The following is a 17,205-nucleotide window of genomic DNA, read 5'->3' on the forward strand; positions in this document are numbered from 1 at the left end:
TGACAACATAATCCCGATCATTAACGTTACTGTAACCCAGAAACCTAAAAATTTCATATAACACATCCAGTTACTGTTCATTTTTCGACTCCCTCATTATCAAACAAACATTTGCAGCAACACAGTCAAGGCTGTTAGGTCTCATGGTATGACTTTACCAATGTATCCCTATATATTTGTTCACTGAATCGAAAGCTATTCTATTATTTATTACTGGTTTATTAATTTGAAATATAAAAAAATTCACCTACATTAGTTTATTTTTCAGGCTGTCATTTTTTATTTACTGGATTAATCAGTTTTCTGGATGTTCCTTATCAATATACAGCGCTGCGCTCCAGTTACTGTAAGTACAGACAAATATGGAAGGGTCTTTGCTTGAATAAGACTTAGCAATAGATTTAATTTTTTCTGCCAGTTGAAGAGAGCCTAATGAAGAATTACCAATATACGTTCCACTTGGAAGGCGATGCCACTTTCCATCGGGGAAACGTATAGAGCGACTGAACTGATTGCCTACCATCCTTTTATGTAGCTTTTCATATCCCGCAGACCCCGTACCATACAGTTCCACTCGAATTAGATAACTTGCCATTTCTCTTTCCTTGTCTTGACTGCCAAATAGTCAAACTATCAGTTTTTCTTCTCTGATAAAAGTGAGAAAAACGAGAAGAAATTTGGCATTAATGGCAATTTAAGCACCGGAGATATTTATGGCGGTTATTGCGACAATCTCTGTAGTTCTGAAACCCAGGTTGGTTCAGAAAACAATTTCCGCCCGACAGCCACTAAGTCAATTTGCTGGTTATCTAACTGCCATATTAGTATCTCTAAGTCAGAACTATAGGCTGGCCTCCCTGATAATGATAAATCGATCGAACCACCTGCAATGGTAGGAAGTTCTGTCAATTCTTTGGCCCATACAGCTAAACTACGATCTGAATTCCGAAAAGCGGGTTGGTCGAAATGACCATCCGAAGCATGCAATATGGTTACACCAGCCTGAACAATCGGATCAAGCAAGATTTCTAAGTCCTGCGGACTGGTTGCAATAGCCGCATTATTGGCACCGACCTTCCATTGTGAAAATAAGAAAGAGATCGGGAACAAACGGCCGGTAGCTCTACGCACCGCAGCGATTATCTGCGCCGCAAATTGCGCACGATTACGTATGGTTCCGCCCCATACATCTTCGCGACGATTGGTATTTGCCCAAAGGAACTGGTCTATCAGATAGCCGTGTGCACCATGAATTTCTACGCCATCGAACCCTACTGATTGGGCGAAGCCGGCCGCTTCCGCAAAAGCAGCAATAATCTCATCAATGTCGTCCAGCGTCATGACCTTACCATATGAGCCACGTGTGGCAGAAAACCCCGACGGGCTCCAGGCCAGTGACGGGTCAAATCGCTCTGAATCATCGGCACCCTGATGAAATAATTGCGCAAAAATAACTCCACCAGTAGCATGTATGGCCTTAACCATTTCAGAAAAGTATGCTTCTGAACCAGATTCTAAGCGGGGTAAATCCATTATTTCTCCAGCGGATGGATGATTGATATAGGAAGCCTCCGCGATAACCAGTCCAGCGCCTTCGTTAGCTGACACTTCTCCGGATGAACGCTCCTGCTCTATTGAAGCCATAACAAGACGGTTTCGTAATTTCAGGGTACCGAAGTCAAATGGCTTGAATAATGAGGTTATTGAATCTTTCATGCTAGCGTTCACTCCTTAATAGCAGGTTCGAATCATTTAGCTTTAATGCAGGCTTATGCTAAATAGCTGTTCAAAATGATAGGAGTACACCTTACTCCGCGTGACACGCGGGGTAAGGAACACCGCATGCTGATACTCTCACTATTATGAAAAGGTATATAGGGTACCCATTATGAAGATAATTCCGGTGACTTTTATGTCAACGTTAAAATAGAATCGCGTTATGCTCCTCTCCAAGAAATAAAATAAATAACTAAAATTCTAACCTGCAATTTTCTGAGGGTTAATCACACTTTTAATCCATCTGCTCAGTCTGTTCACTATCAGTGGCAGCCTTTACCATCTTCTGCGTCACATTCCACACTGAATTCTCCGGCATCTGAATACGGACATCCAAACGACAATCTTCCGGAATATCTCATGGTTCACAATCGTGATACTGCCGTTCTTATTCACCTTATCAGCAATATAGATAAGTTCCAGCCTGTTGTTGTTCTTTGAATACGCGTGTAATGCACAGTGACATTCAGATATAAAACCACCACGGAATGTGATGGCTTGGATATTCCTTTAACCACTCAGGGAATGGGTGAAGAAATATTGACTTTAGTTTCAATGGATAACTAATTGTTAAGAATTATTCGCTTGTTGTTGCTGTGTGATGGGTTTATTAGATTTACCAGTTTTTTCGATAGTAATGATGTAACCGATGTGGAGGATACCTTTGAGAAAATACGTTCTTCTTTGCCTAGTGGCTGGCACGACTCTTTTAGCCTCAATGCAGACTTATGCCAATATTTGTTCAGATTTATACGCTCCAGGCAGCCCAGAATATAGAGACTGTCAACTTGTATGCACACTGTATCCAGGAGGGACTTGTTCATCATAAAACTGAGGGAGGTGGAAGTGTTCCAACCTCCCTTTTACTCTTTCCAATTCACCAACACTGCACCCTAAAATACTCCTGCACCCCAGAATCATTTGCTCAGAGGTTGCGATGTGTTCTCTGAGTAACCAATAGTTTCTGATAGCGGTTCACCTATTTAAATGACCCGACAGTCGATTTTTATTAGGTAGCCAATATTGCTAAGTATGCCCACCCACCTGAAGAACCCTAACTATTTCATTAACACTATCTATTGTAAATAAAACTCTGTGCCTCTGACTAAGTCTGATGGTATATAACTCGGTTGCACCGCTCAACATTTTAAAATTGGAGTCTCCTATATCACGTGCGGCATCACTTGGAGATCTATTATTTTCTACTATAATTCTCACCCATTCATCATATTTATTTTCGGCAGCACGTGGTATTTGTGCCCATTCGGCACGTTCGTCATCAACTACCCATACCATATATCACCTCTATTTTTTAGAAATGGTTTTTAAATACTACTCCTAATGTATTTTTTTAAATCATCAAATTTTGTACGCCCAATACACTAAAGTAATAAATCAGGAGACCAGAAGTGAAAAATGAATTTAATAAATAATCCTCATTCGCTGATTTTCAAACAAATCATCGTAATAATACACTACTAAAATAGAATTAACTAACTCCTGTAAAAATAACGAAGAAAAATAAGTAACATTCGGGAAAATATTAAATGACAGTAAGCAACGATTTTCTGACAGCACAGAAATAATAACTTAATTAATGCAGAATGCCGAAACTTATAAAACTGATGGATATATCAAAACCCAAAACTCCATTTATAAAATACGTCAACCAAATAAATAAATGGGAATAATATGGAAAATTTTGGAAGTAGTAATATCCCTCCCATTATTTAAAGCGTTCGACCTAGAATTTAGATTTACTCTTGATATAACTGTATCTACTCAATTATGGGTCTTAGCAGTGAATACCGACTCTTCACGAATTTGGCCGAGTCCGTACTGACGAATGCATATTCGTTTTTGTTCCTCGAAAAACAGCCATAAACGGAAAAGGCGGTGATTGCTATCCTCCGGGATCATCTGGAGCTACGTGGAATGCCCCAAGCATCTACTCTATGATATAAATTCCATTTTATATCAATAAGTAAAATGCCTACTCAGGCTTATTCAAGATATGGTCTTCCCAATCCACTACATCAACCTCACGTACAGCAATATGCCTGACAGAAATGCGTTCTGCGTGCATGGCTGATTTTGAACCGCTGACTAACGGGTGCCACGGCAAAAGGCCTTTTCCTTCGTCAATCAGACGATAAGCACAGGTTGTGGGTAACCACTCAAAAGTCACCATGTTTTCACGAGTCAGTTTTATACAGTCAGGTTCATAACTGAAACGATCTTCATAATTTCTGCATTGGCAGGTTTTGATATTCAGCTGATTACAGGCGACATTGGTGAAATAAATTTCATCAGTGTCTTCATCCATCAACTTGTGCAGACAACACTGACCACAACCATCACACAGAGCTTCCCACTCCTGATCGGTCATTTGTTCCAAGGTTTTCATCTGCCAGAAAGGTTGAGACATAATTGCTGCCATTCCTCATCATTAAATCACTCTGGTAGTTAAAACGTGTTCATTAAGAGAAACGTTCAGAACATCACCAGATTTTAAAGCCCCTACTCCCTCAGGTGTTCCGGTCAGAATAATGTCACCGGGGCGAAGGGTAAAAAATTGTGACATGTAGCTAATCAAAGGGATGATTGGCGTTCGCATGTCACTCGTATTGCCGTTTTGACGTAATTCGCCATTTACTGTCAGAGAAAGACGGACGTTCTGTGGATCTTCAAAGACATTAACCGGAATAAAACCTGAGATCGGGCATGAACCATCAAATGCTTTACTCTTCTCCCACGGTTGGCCTGATTGTTTAAATTCACGCTGTAAATCACGCAGTGTCAGATCTAACGCAACAGCAAAACCAGCAATGGCGTTACTGACACGTTCCTCATTGGCATTTTTAAGTGTCGAACCGATTAAAACCGCCAGCTCTACTTCATGGTGCACTGCCCCCAATTTTTCCGGAATAGATATGGGTTGGCGCAAATCACAAAGCGCAGTTTCGGGTTTAATAAATATCACCGGCTCATCAGTGATACTGGAACCCATCTCTTTAATATGCTTAGCGTAGTTACTGCCAACGCAAACAACTTTATTAGCAGGAAAATCCAGCAGTGCCCCCTGCCAGTCTCTATGCTGGTACATAGTACTCTTCCTTAAACTGTCATCAGCCTGATTACTCAGGCTCTGATATTTAATGAGTGAGATGACGCATTCTCTGTTCGATACCGTCAGCCATCATACCAACACTGAGGGCAAAATAGTAAGAACGATTCCAGTGCATAATAGTACGGAAATTTTGCGTCACCCAAAACGCCTGCGGCTCGACCCCATCAGTGATTATAATCCAACCGTTGGTTTTAGCAGGTAATTGTGCAAATTCAGGAGCAAAAACACCCAATGACTGCCATTGTGAAATCGATTTACCCTGCTCCGCCTTAACGCCTTCCAGCGCGTTATCAAAATTATCCGGCAATGAAACGGCAAAACCCCACGGTAGTCCTTTTTGCCATCCTTCTTTATGCAGGTAATTAGCGGTGGAAGCAAAAACATCTTCCTTGCTGTTCCAGATATCGATCTTTCCGTCACCATTACCATCTGCGGCATAAGTCAGATACGAAGTCGGCATAAACTGGCTTTGCCCCATCGCTCCAGCCCAAGAACCTTTCAGAGTCTGGTCTGCGCCAATGTATTTTTTCTCTATAATCTCAAGAGCGGCCAGAAGCTGTTTGATAAAGAAATCTTCCCGCCGCCCTTCAAAAGCAAGCGTAGACAATGCGGATATAACATCTTCCTTACCCTGCATACGGCCAAACCCGCTCTCCAGCCCCCATAAGGCGACAATATAAGATTCAGGGATACCATATTTGCGGCCGACCCTTTCTAATTGCAGGGAATTATTCTGATATTGTTCAACACCCTGTTTTATTTTCCAGTCAAGCAAAACACGTTTCAGATACTCATCCAGAGTCGCTTTTTTCTCTGGCTGATTACGATCTGATTTAATGACCCGTGGAATAAAGTGTATATCAGCAAATGCCCGTTTTAAGGTCTCCTCACTGAACCCCTGTTTCCTCGCCTGCTGTCTGATTAAAGTCACATAAGCCGGAAATTGCGATGGTTCACGTGAAGCACGTGGAAACTGCTGTTCCAATACCTTCACATCCACTTGAGATAAAACCGTCAACCCTGAATCCTGCTGTATTTTTTTATCGGGTGAAATACACCCAGCCAGCAGTATTACACTCAATAATAAAGGTACCTTGATGATTAATTTCATAAATCACCCTCTTAATTCAGGATCAAGCCACTACCCGTGGCTCTTCGGATGACGATTTTTTTCATGATTTGGCTGCTGCCAGATGTTCATTGATTAAACTTTCAACGGGAGGGGGAACCTGCAAGTAAAAACCCTGCTCACTCAATGCCGCTTTTACTTTTTCAATATCCGCATTAGCTAATTTTTTTCTTTCTGATAACGAAATCATCATAGAAAATTGTGGTTCGCCAAAAGCTTTCAATAACTCTTCAGGAACAGAGGAAAAATCTCCTTTTTTTGTAAGATAGAGATATGTTTGTTCACGCTTTGGACTTCTATAGATTACACAAATCATTGTCATAAACTCTTTTTAATTAACACTGCGACTTGCTTGAATAATTCAGTAACTATAACATGCTTATTATATTTAAGAATATCGTATCCTTGGAGTTGTTCCATGGAACTTAACCTTGCTGAGTCTGAATATCGATGTCACAATCGCCAATTGAGCTAAAAGGCAGTAATTTTACGCTTTCGGTCGTTCATTTGCATGATGACCAGCCGGATATCATTCAAAAGGCCATACAGGAAAAATTGGAGCAAGCGCCCGAATTCCTGAAAAATGCTCCAGTTGTTATCAATATATCCCATCTCCCTGCTGGTGCAGACCTTCTTGCTCTACATCGTGTGGTTGAATCTAGCGGGCTACGTATTGTTGGCATCAGCGGCTGCCAGGATGAAGAACAGCGGAAAATTGTGTTGGAAGCGGAACTCCCTTTATTAAAAGAAGGGAAAAGCCAGAAAATTCGTACTGAAGAAAATAAGCCACCTGAACCTATTTTCAAAAAAACTCGTATAATTAATACGCCTGTTCGTTCAGGACAAAGAATTTATGCTCCGAATAGCGATCTTATTGTTACCAGTAATGTCAGTGCTGGTGCAGAATTAATCGCTGACGGAAATATTCATATATATGGCGTGCTACGTGGGCGTGTATTAGCAGGCGCATCTGGCGATCAAGAAAGCCAGATTTTCTGCACCCATTTAAATGCTGAGCTAACCTCTATTGCCGGCCAATATTGGCTCAGTGATGAAATTCCAGATAATTTTGCTGGTAAAGCGGTGAAATTACGTCTGGTAAATAATGAATTAACTATTGAAACCTTAATCTAGCCCTTATAACAAGGAATCGCTTCATGGCACGCATTATTGTTGTTACATCTGGTAAAGGTGGCGTTGGCAAAACCACTTCAAGCGCGGCCATTGCTACCGGCCTCGCACAAAAAGGGAAAAAAACCGTAGTCATTGATTTTGATATCGGGCTGCGTAATCTCGATCTCATCATGGGATGTGAGCGCCGTGTGGTTTTTGACTTCGTTAACGTGATCCAAGGTGACGCCACATTAAATCAAGCGCTGATAAAAGATAAGCGCACAGAGAATTTATATATTCTGCCTGCTTCTCAGACTCGGGATAAAGACGCTCTCACCCGTGATGGTGTCGAAAAAATCTTGAATGAATTAACTCAGCAAGGGTTTGAATTTATTATCTGTGATTCACCAGCGGGTATTGAAAGTGGTGCCTTGATGGCTCTCTACTTTGCCGATGAAGCTATTATTACAACAAATCCGGAAGTTTCATCTGTGCGCGATTCGGATCGAATTTTAGGTATTCTCGCATCTAAATCACGTCGGGCTGAACGGGGTGAAGACCCTATCAAAGAGCATCTTTTGTTGACCCGTTATAACCCAGGTCGTGTGAACCGTGGCGATATGCTGAGCATGGAAGATGTTCTGGAAATTTTGTGTATTCCTTTAATCGGTGTCATTCCTGAAGATCAATCTGTTTTACGCTCTTCGAACCAGGGAGAGCCAGTTATTCTGGATAAAGAGTCTGATGCAGGTAAGGCATACGAAGACACAGTTTTACGTTTACTCGGTGAAGAGCGGCCTTTCCGCTACATTGAGGAAGAAAAAAAGGGCTTTTTGAAACGCCTGTTTGGAGGGTAACGCATGGCTTTGTTAGATTTCTTCCTGTCGAGAAAAAAGTCGACAGCCAATATTGCCAAGGAACGGCTACAAATCATCGTGGCAGAACGGCGCCGTGGTGATACTGAGCCTGCCTATTTGCCCGAAATGAAACGCGATATTCTGGCTGTCATTTGTAAATATGTACAAATTGACCCGGATATGCTTTCTGTACAGTTTGAGCAAAAGAATGATGATATCTCCGTACTGGAACTCAATGTAACATTACCGGAGATTGAGGAATCGCCAAAATAACGCTATCAAATAGTGCTATTTAATTTAAGCGCGTGATTTCCCGAAAGTAATCGGGATGTATAAACATCCCGATTTCAGTTCAGACAAATGGATCACTGAACTGGGTAATCAGCTAATATTTCAGCAATCTGTTCAGCCAATAGTTTATTCCGCCAGCCCCGTAATAACTCAGGTAGACTTTCTGATGATTTCAGTTTCCAGTGAGCACTGAGTAATTGATTAATCTGACGGCGGGATGCCAATAATTCAGCGCAAAATTGGTGTGGTTCACTGACCCTATTTATCAGTGATTTTATTTCTTTAAACGCTTTACGATACTCAGGGTAATCAACTAAGTTTTTAATTAATTCAGGGCATTCTTCATCTGAAAGCTCCCGGCATTCTGCTACCATTGCCAGTAACCGACGCCCATGACAACGAATTTCCTGCCCACTTAACCCCAAAGCATCCAACTCGCCCAGTGAAGTTGGCATATAACGCGCCACCTGCCACAAGTTTTCTTCACGAATAACAAAATTAACAGCCAAATCCCGTTCACGAGCCTGATTCAAACGCCATGCAGCCAGTTTTTTTAAACAGGCTAATTGCCTTGGGCGTAGTTGGTTGGCATTACTGATATCTTTGTATGCAGACTCCGGCATTAAGATCTCTTTGCGACGCTGTACAATCAGTTCGCTTTCATCTTTTGCTGCGTCCATATAACCCGCCTGCTCTGTGGCTGTCATCAGAATATCAGCCAAAGGCAAGAGATAATAAACATCCGCCGCCGCATATTCACATTGCTTTTCACTGAGCGGACGAGCCAGCCAATCGGTACGCGATTCGCTTTTATCCAGCTCTACATGCAAATATTCTGAAACCAATGTTGCAAACCCGCACGACAAAGGATGCCCAATAAATGCCGCCAATACCTGAGTATCTATGATCGGAGTAGGCATGCACTGAAAGCTATTCCAAAAAACTTCCAAATCTTCACTGCCAGCATGAATGAATTTTACAACATTCGGATCAGTCAATAACTCGCGTAAAGGCTGCCATTGAGAAATTTCAAGGGGGTCAATCAGAGAAAGTTCTTCTCCATCAAACAGTTGAATCAAACCTAATTGGGGATAATATGTCCTTGTGCGTACAAATTCTGTATCCAGCGCAATTTTTGCATGTTGTTTGGCCCGATCACAGATGGACTGTAACTGGGCATCGGATGTGATTAACTGATAATTACAACTAAACAATAAAATATCCTTTAAATACAATTTGTTGTGAATAATTGAATGCTAAAAAATAAAAGTGCACATAGATTTGTACAAACAACAAAAACCTCTATACACAATGGATTTCAAGATACATCGCGGCGGTAAGGGGGCTCATCACGGGAACATAGATAACTATGCGACTAGAGTGAATGAACGCAGCTAACAAAGAAGCAACTTGAAAGATAAAGTACACACTTTTAATTAGATAGCCATTTATGCATTCTATAGTATTAAACATAGTTTCCACTTACCACAACTTTGAAAAGATTATCTCAAACACGATGACCTTTATTCTTCTATGACTTTCAAAATATCATTTTGAGATAATACTATGCTTGATTGATCTGGAATTATTCCGGCTAATGCAGAAAGGAAACAGGCAGGACATGTGCCATCTACTGATTAGGCAAGTAAGATTATTCAATCAATTCAAGGAAGTTAATGCCATACCTGTTTATAAAATCCTACTCCTGATCTTAAAAAAGTATCTCAAGAACGGAGCAGCTTATTCTATAATTTAGAAATTTTAGAATCGATAACCAACACCGATCAGCAAGATACAACAACGCCGGTTTTACCGGCATTGCTGACGTAATAGGCAATGTCAATTGCCTTTCTGAACACTCTCTAAGCTATTTTTCTGCTTTTTCTATTTCTTCTTTACGCAGTTCTTTACGAAGAATTTTACCTACATTCGATTTCGGTAATTCATCACGGAATTCGATAATTTTAGGCACCTTATAAGCAGTTAAATAACGTCGGCAGTGTGTTTTAAGTTCATCCTCAGTTAAACTAGGATCTTTACGAACAACAAAGATTTTAACCGTTTCACCTGAGTTTTCGTTCGGAACACCGATTGCCGCTGACTCCAACACTTTGGGGTGTGATGAAACAACATCTTCCACTTCATTCGGATAGACATTGAAACCGGAAACCAGAATCATATCTTTTTTCCGATCAACAATATGCAGGAAGCCTTTTTCATCCAGATTGGCAATATCCCCTGTTGCCAGCCAGCCGTCTTTTAATACCTCAGCGGTTGCATCAGGGCGATTCCAGTAACCTTTCATTACCTGAGGCCCACGAACCCACATTTCACCAGCCTCTCCCATAGGAACCTCATTCCCACTGTCATCCATCAGCCTAATATCTGTTGAAGGAATCGGGAAACCAATGCTGCCACTATGATGATCCAGATTATGTGGGTTAGCAGACACTAAAGGTGCACACTCAGTCAGGCCATATCCTTCGAGTAAATGGCAACCTGTCAATTTTTGCCACTTATCCGCAACCGCGCTCTGCACTGCCATACCACCACCGACAGCCAGACGTAATGCAGAAAAATCCAGTTTCTGGAATTCCGCATTATTCATCCAGGCATTAAATAACGTATTCACGCCAGACAATGCGGTAAATTTATAACGGGAAAGCTCTTTAACCGTTGCGTTCACATCCCGCGGATTGGTAATCAATAAGTTCCGACCACCCAATTCAGTGAACAGCAGGCAATTTATAGTAAGAGCAAAAATATGGTATAGCGGCAACGCCGTGACAACCAGTTCTTGTTTGGGACGTAACAACGATGAATAACTGGCTTTAACCTGTTCAAGGTTCGCTAACATATTCCGGTGGGTCAACACGGCGCCTTTTGCCACACCTGTTGTACCTCCGGTATATTGCAGAAATGCCAAATCTTCGTTATTTACCTCTGGTTTGACATACTGCATGCGATAACCCTTGTGGATAACGCTGCGAAATGAAATTGCATCCGGCAAGTGATATTTCGGAACAAGCCGTTTAATATATTTTACGACGAAATCTACAAGAGTCCCTTTTGGACGGGATAACTGGTCACCCATGCGAGTCAGAATGACATGCTTGACCGGAGTATTGAAAACTATTTTTTCTAAGGTATGTGCAAAATTAGAGACAATAACTATAGCTGAAGTACCACTGTCAGTCAGTTGATGCTCCAATTCTCGTGGGGTATACAGTGGGTTTACATTAACAACAATCATCCCCGCACGCAGAATACCAAAAAGAGCAATGGGATATTGCAGTAGATTCGGCATCATTAATGCCACACGATCGCCTTTTTTAAGCCCCAATCCATTTTGTAAATAAGCAGCAAAGGCACGACTACGCTCTTCCAGTTTGCGGAAAGTGAGAACCTCACCCATATTAATAAATGCGACCTGATCAGCATAGTTCGCCACGGCATTTTCAAACATTTCAATCAATGATGAATAACGATCGGGATCGATTTCTGCCGGAACATCCGCCGGATAATGTTTTAGCCAGACTTTTTCCAAGTTGAGTACTCCTGAAATCTAATTGCTGTGTAACCATTGACCATGAAACAAAAACCAGACCTGTGTATTTAACAAATTATTAACTCAGCGTACCAGTTTGAAAAGGAACATTGTTCAGGTTGGCGATACACATCACTAATTTAATACTTTATTATCGCTGCTAAAAAATAAGGCAGCTTATGCCGCCCCTATGTTTTTATTATTTATCAAATAGTTAATAACATAACTAGTATTTAGATGTATAATTCACTAATTATACACTGATTTAGTTATTTTTGCCGAAAACCCATATCATTATTCCAAATAGTTATAAACAATGTAAACCAATGCCCGATAATTATTAAGGGTTATTCGCATGTTACTGGTTAACATTCAAACAAAATAATGCGTTAACTACGCTCCCTCGCCACCATCACGTATTCTGAAATCTAATGTGTACACTTCTTGACCTAATAAACACTTCGGTATTGTTTATCTTGTATTGATAATTTTTTCACTATATTAGGACAAAATCATTTTATTCGTGAATAACCTAGGTGTGATCAAACGGGTATTTTGTCATCAGCAATAAAATTTACATGTACGAGTCATGTAGAAGTGAAGGTACTTTAATGAACGAACAAAAAACAATTCTTTTTTCATGCTTTTTACTCGTTGTTGGTTTAATGGCTGTTGATTTTTTTAATCCTTCACTACCTTTTATTTTAAAAGAACTCAATGCTTCACAAGAAAGCATCAAAAATTTAATTGTAGTTTATATGGCAATACTGGGTATTTCTCAGTTTTTTTATGGCAGTATCAGTGATCGCTATGGTAGAAAACCTGCTGTTGTTATCGGGTTTGCCATTTCTATTATTGGTCTGTTCTTATCAGACTATAGCGAAAAAATCAGTTACCTCTATTTGTCCAGAATAATTACAGCATTTGGTGCAGCTAGTTTTACTGTTATCTCAAGGGCTATTATCGTTGATATCTTTCAGGAAAGTATAAAATTGAAAAAAGCATTTTCTTATTTTTCAATGTCCAGCCAGCTATCTCCGGCTCTTGCCCCTGTCTTTGGAGGCTGGCTACAAATGAAATATAACTGGCATATATCCTTTTTTACACTGGCTGTTATTTATTTTATTGGTCTAATTATTACCTTACTCACAATGGGTGAAACGAAGAAAAAGGAACCAAAACCGTCAACATTCCTAACGCCATATATTCAATTGGCAAAAAATATACAATTTATTGCATTCAGCATTGCATCATCACTCATTTTTTCTTATACAATAGGCTATTACTCCACTTCTCCTTATATTTTTCATAAAATTGGCTATAGCCCGATAGAAAACAGCCTATTCTTCATTATTTATGCTGCTGGAATTATTTTCGGATCATGGTTGTTAGGAAGGCAATTTATAAAAATAACGTCTAAAAAACTCTATTTGCTATCACTCATATTTTATAGCTTTATTCTTATTTTTTTCTCATTACAAAACTTAGAAACACCCATTAATATTATGATATTCTCTTTTTTATTAGCCACAGTATCAGGTGTTATTGCCCCTTTATCATTGATGTTATGCATGGAGAATGTAACTAAGAATAAAGGTGCTGCCAGTGCTTTACAGGGTGCATTAAAAATGAGTTTCACCGGCGTATTTATGATATGTTTTGATTTATTTCATATAACTGAGTTTCATCAGTTAATTAATATTTTCATGATTTTTACTATCCTTTTGTTTGTAATATATTTTTCTTTACGATTCCGGTCTGGTAAAAATACAATTTAGTATTTATTTAAAGTAGTCTCATATTTGTAACAAACATGAGACCACCTTTATCACTCGGCTGGATGTTTTTCAGTCAAGATAGTTTCAACAGGCGCAGACTGAATTTCTGGACGTTCTATCCATTCATTAAAATAGGGTTCACCATAATAACCCCACATATTCCCTACTGAAGATGGTAATGAAATACGTCTTATTTCATGCCAGCGTTTAAAACCATTAACATTCATCACAACATAGTTATATGGACTATCCCCGACTTTTCCTTTTTCTATTCCCGTAATCAAGCCAACAACAGTCACATAATGGTTCTTGAAATCAGTAGGCTCCAGAAAATAATTCACGTAAGCATAAAGCCGACCGAGTGAAGGAGTACCAATAAGAGGAGCAGCATTACTTGCCAGTGGCATTGTTGAAATTTCTAACCGTGTCCGTCCTTTTTCATTTAAGACGCTTAGGACTTTTCCACCAAAGCGCCCTTCATGCCCAATATATAAATCGGGTTTGTTTTTGACACTAATCAGGTTTTCCTCCGGGTGTTTAGTCGCTCCTTTTATTGAGTCCGGAACTGATGCACAACCGATGAGTGCCATTGCCCCAATAAATACAATAGATTGCAATATGACCCGACAGTATGTTCCATTGAGCATAATAAATACCTCCCATACAGGAAAAAAATCAGAGAATGCGACTTCTTCGTCTTTCAGATTGCCTCTTCTTTGGCTGAGATACAACCTGAAAGACGGTGGGTATAGCCAGTCCTGTTTTTATGGATATCAATATTTCATGGACACCAGTTTCCGCTACAAGTTGCATTAAATTTATGCAACCTCTCCCCTAAAGTTACCTGAATAATTTTAGCGGCCCGGTAATTTTTTCCATGTGACTTCATTACGTAGATAAACGGGCTCTGCCAGCTCAACTGCGGTTGCCTCCCCCTCTTTCCACATCTGAACAGCTAACGGCAGCATATCTTCTGCATGAGGTAACGCCATATCTCCCGGAATTAAAGTTAAGTGGTTTTCCAGTAATAGAGGATAAGCTTCCCATCCTGTTCCAGCGATTGCCCATTCCCCTGTTAAATTAGACATGATGGACTGTGCCTGCTCAGGTTTTAACACAGATTCAGTTTCATCCCCTGACCATTTACCCTGTTCATCACGGGTATACTGTGCCCAATAAACCTCTCCCATACGGGCATCAATGGCAACCAAGACATTCGATATATTTTTAAGACGGAATACCCCCTGAGCCATTGTCTTCAGGGAAGAAACACCTATCATTGGCAGATCAGCTCCTAAGGCCAGCCCCTGAGCAATTCCCACTCCAATACGCACACCAGTAAAACTGCCCGGCCCTCTGCCAAATGCCAGTGCATCCAATTGTTGTAACTTTATACAACCTTTGGACAATACCGCCTCCACCATAGGTAGAATACGTTGAGTATGTTCCCGTGGGGAAATTTCAAACTGCGCCTCGATGAGACCATCATTCCAAAGTGCAACAGAACATGCTTCAGTTGCAGTATCAATAGCTAAAATCCGTGTGGACATGCCTTAACTCCGGCAAGAATAGAATTCGAAATAAGGGGGGCTATGCTATCATACCCCCAGAGATTTTACTGCGACTGTGATTGACGGGATTTAAGAAATTCCACCGCTTTCGACAGATCCCGGGTACGGGGAGATGGAGGCAGACTGTTGAGAAAGACTTCACCATAAGGGCGCATGACTAGTCGATTATCACAAATGACTACCACGCCATAATCATCAACATCACGAATCAAACGCCCGACTCCCTGTTTCAGGCTAAGTACGGCATCAGGAAGCTGAACTTCACTGAAAGCATCTCCCCCTTTATGTTGGCAGTCTTCAATTCTCGCTTTAAGTAGCGGATCATCCGGCGCTGTAAAAGGTAATTTATCGATAATGACACAGGATAGTGCATCACCTCGCACATCTACGCCTTCCCAAAAACTTCCGGTGGCCACCAGCAAAGCATTACCTGCTGCGAGAAATTGTGACAATAATTTTCCCTTACTGGTTTCGCCCTGTACCAATACAGGTAATGTCATACTTGCCCGGAATTCTTCAGCCAAACTGCGCATCATTTGGTGGGAAGTACACAGGAAAAAACAGCGCCCTTTATTACTTTCGATCAGTGGCTTTAACATACCCGCTAACCATTTCGCCCCACCATTCTGATTAGGTAGTGGTAAATGACGCGGAACACACAATAACATTTGGCGCTGATAATCAAACGGGCTGGGAAGGAGTAAAGTTTGAGCCTGTTTTAACCCCAGACGCGCGGTGAAATGTTCGAGTTGATCGTTAACTGACAACGTTGCTGATGTGAAAACCCAACAACCGGATTGTTCACGGATCATCTCACTGAATTTATCAGAGACAGATAGAGGCGTTAAAGCCAGCAAAAAATGCCGCCCATAACTTTCAAACCAGTAACTATAATCAGGCACAGTCACATCAATCAGTCTTTTAAGACGGTTACGATAGATTGTAGCCCGTTCAAAAGCTGCATCCAGCATTGCTGAACGTCCCAGTGACAGTTTCATAACGTCATAACAAAGTTCCAGTGCATCATCCAGCCGCACCAATGCCCGCTTAATATGTTGCTGCTGCAAAACTTCACGGAGATTACCACGATAACTGTTTTCTCCGAGTTCTAAACGAAAATCTTGCGTACTCTGGCTCAGTCGATCCGCACTTTTTTGTAACTGAGCCTGATCCCTGACTTCCGTGCGGTAAGCCATGATGATATCCCGGGATAAATCCAGTAATTGTCGGCTGCTTAACTGCTGCCCAAAATACTGGCTGGCAATGTCAGGAATTTGGTGCGCCTCATCAAAAATCATCACTTCCGCCTGCGGAATTAATTCGCCAAATCCGGTATCTTTGACAACTGCATCCGCCATAAATAGATGATGATTGACGATGACAATATCTGCTTCCATCGCCCTACGGCGGGCTTTCAGTACAAAACACTCCTGATAATTCGGGCAGTCGCGACCAAGGCAGTTATCATTAGTGCTTGTTACCAACGGCCAGACAGTGCTGTCTTCCGCAATTTTATGACAAGTACTGATATCACCATCTTCGGTTTGTGACGACCAATTTTTCAGCGTAATTATTTCTGAGAGTGTTTCTGGCTCAAGTTGAGAGCCACCGATTGATTGCTGTTCAAGGCGCTCAAGGCATAAATAATTTGAACGTCCTTTTAGCAGTGCCAGACGACCGGAAAATGCCAGCGAATCAGTAATAGCAGGCAAATCCCGGCTATAGAGTTGATCCTGTAACGCCTTTGAACCTGTGGAAATAATCACTTTCTTGCCCGATCGCAATGCAGGTACCAGATAGGCAAAAGTTTTCCCCGTTCCTGTCCCCGCTTCTACCACTAACTGTTGCTTATTTTGAATTGCCGCAGTAATCGCAGAAGACATTTCCCGTTGCGCATCGCGGGGTTTAAAGCCCTGTATGGTTTTGGCAAGTATGCCATTTTCTGCAAAATCGTCTGACACAGATCGTCTCTTTTAATAGAATAAGATTGATTTAAAAATCATAATATAAACA

Annotated in this window: 16 protein-coding genes and 1 pseudogene; 4 read left to right on the plus strand and 13 right to left on the minus strand. The window is 41.0% G+C overall.

The features are described 5' to 3' along the window. Positions 1 to 295 precede the first annotated feature (295 nt). The 8 genes and pseudogenes from ghoS to AACS92_RS04475 form a co-directional block, all read right to left on the minus strand. The gene (gene ghoS / locus AACS92_RS04445; RefSeq protein ID WP_099110135.1) at positions 296 to 595 is read right to left on the minus strand and encodes a type V toxin-antitoxin system endoribonuclease antitoxin GhoS; all 300 of its coding nucleotides are present in this window, start codon (positions 593 to 595) and stop codon (positions 296 to 298) included. A gap of 125 nt (positions 596 to 720) precedes the next feature. Next, positions 721 to 1,716, minus strand: coding sequence for an oxidoreductase (locus AACS92_RS04450; protein WP_099110136.1), 996 nt, complete (start codon positions 1,714 to 1,716; stop codon positions 721 to 723). Between the two features lie 937 nt (positions 1,717 to 2,653). Next, positions 2,654 to 2,751, minus strand: a pseudogene (locus AACS92_RS21830) (lysis protein); the annotation flags it as partial. Positions 2,752 to 2,802: 51 nt separating this feature from the next. Beyond that, the gene (locus AACS92_RS04455) at positions 2,803 to 3,072 is read right to left on the minus strand and encodes a hypothetical protein (protein ID WP_099110138.1); all 270 of its coding nucleotides are present in this window, start codon (positions 3,070 to 3,072) and stop codon (positions 2,803 to 2,805) included. 697 nt (positions 3,073 to 3,769) lie between these two features. After that, on the minus strand, positions 3,770 to 4,207 hold the full coding sequence (locus tag AACS92_RS04460; RefSeq protein WP_206601840.1) for a YcgN family cysteine cluster protein: 438 nt from the start codon (positions 4,205 to 4,207) through the stop codon (positions 3,770 to 3,772). Positions 4,208 to 4,225: 18 nt separating this feature from the next. After that, a complete protein-coding gene (locus tag AACS92_RS04465; protein ID WP_099110139.1) occupies positions 4,226 to 4,882 on the minus strand; it encodes a fumarylacetoacetate hydrolase family protein in 657 nt (218 codons plus the stop codon). Between the two features lie 49 nt (positions 4,883 to 4,931). Beyond that, positions 4,932 to 6,017, minus strand: coding sequence for a lytic murein transglycosylase (locus tag AACS92_RS04470; protein ID WP_099110140.1), 1,086 nt, complete (start codon positions 6,015 to 6,017; stop codon positions 4,932 to 4,934). A 61-nt stretch (positions 6,018 to 6,078) separates the two neighbouring features. Then, positions 6,079 to 6,351 carry a YcgL domain-containing protein gene (locus tag AACS92_RS04475; RefSeq protein WP_099110141.1) on the minus strand — a complete coding sequence of 91 codons (273 nt, stop codon included), beginning with the start codon at positions 6,349 to 6,351 and terminating at the stop codon, positions 6,079 to 6,081. A gap of 134 nt (positions 6,352 to 6,485) precedes the next feature. On the opposite strand from AACS92_RS04475, the gene minC reads away from it, so the two are divergent. The 3 genes from minC to minE are packed head-to-tail and all read left to right on the plus strand — an operon-like array spanning position 6,486 to position 8,278. Continuing rightward, positions 6,486 to 7,169 (plus strand): septum site-determining protein MinC, encoded by a 684-nt coding sequence (gene minC, locus AACS92_RS04480; RefSeq protein ID WP_099110142.1) that lies wholly within the window; start codon positions 6,486 to 6,488, stop codon positions 7,167 to 7,169. A gap of 23 nt (positions 7,170 to 7,192) precedes the next feature. Beyond that, complete coding sequence (gene minD, locus AACS92_RS04485; RefSeq protein WP_099110143.1) at positions 7,193 to 8,005, plus strand: septum site-determining protein MinD; 813 nt, start codon at positions 7,193 to 7,195, stop codon at positions 8,003 to 8,005. A 3-nt stretch (positions 8,006 to 8,008) separates the two neighbouring features. After that, positions 8,009 to 8,278, plus strand: a complete 270-nt coding sequence (gene minE / locus AACS92_RS04490; protein WP_099110144.1) for a cell division topological specificity factor MinE — start codon at positions 8,009 to 8,011, stop codon at positions 8,276 to 8,278. A gap of 92 nt (positions 8,279 to 8,370) precedes the next feature. On the opposite strand, the gene rnd is transcribed toward minE, so the two are convergent. Beyond that, entirely contained in the window at positions 8,371 to 9,510 is a 1,140-nt protein-coding gene (rnd, locus tag AACS92_RS04495; protein WP_241537945.1) for a ribonuclease D, read from the minus strand. A 653-nt stretch (positions 9,511 to 10,163) separates the two neighbouring features. After that, on the minus strand, positions 10,164 to 11,843 hold the full coding sequence (gene fadD / locus AACS92_RS04500; protein WP_099110146.1) for a long-chain-fatty-acid--CoA ligase FadD: 1,680 nt from the start codon (positions 11,841 to 11,843) through the stop codon (positions 10,164 to 10,166). A 611-nt stretch (positions 11,844 to 12,454) separates the two neighbouring features. On the opposite strand from fadD, the gene AACS92_RS04505 reads away from it, so the two are divergent. Then, complete coding sequence (locus AACS92_RS04505) at positions 12,455 to 13,621, plus strand: MFS transporter (RefSeq protein WP_169926611.1); 1,167 nt, start codon at positions 12,455 to 12,457, stop codon at positions 13,619 to 13,621. Positions 13,622 to 13,671: 50 nt separating this feature from the next. Here AACS92_RS04505 and AACS92_RS04510 read toward each other — a convergent pair whose 3' ends face one another. The 3 genes from AACS92_RS04510 to AACS92_RS04520 all read right to left on the minus strand — a co-directional run bounded on the left by AACS92_RS04510 (position 13,672) and on the right by AACS92_RS04520 (position 17,153). Beyond that, the gene (locus AACS92_RS04510; RefSeq protein WP_099110148.1) at positions 13,672 to 14,268 is read right to left on the minus strand and encodes a Slp family lipoprotein; all 597 of its coding nucleotides are present in this window, start codon (positions 14,266 to 14,268) and stop codon (positions 13,672 to 13,674) included. 207 nt (positions 14,269 to 14,475) lie between these two features. Continuing rightward, positions 14,476 to 15,171 (minus strand): tRNA (adenosine(37)-N6)-threonylcarbamoyltransferase complex dimerization subunit type 1 TsaB, encoded by a 696-nt coding sequence (gene tsaB, locus AACS92_RS04515; RefSeq protein WP_099110149.1) that lies wholly within the window; start codon positions 15,169 to 15,171, stop codon positions 14,476 to 14,478. A gap of 65 nt (positions 15,172 to 15,236) precedes the next feature. Beyond that, complete coding sequence (locus AACS92_RS04520; RefSeq protein WP_099110150.1) at positions 15,237 to 17,153, minus strand: ATP-dependent DNA helicase; 1,917 nt, start codon at positions 17,151 to 17,153, stop codon at positions 15,237 to 15,239. Positions 17,154 to 17,205 lie beyond the last annotated feature (52 nt).

It is taken from the genome of Xenorhabdus sp. KJ12.1, from assembly GCF_963876495.1.
In the GTDB taxonomy this organism is placed as follows: domain Bacteria; phylum Pseudomonadota; class Gammaproteobacteria; order Enterobacterales; family Enterobacteriaceae; genus Xenorhabdus; species Xenorhabdus stockiae.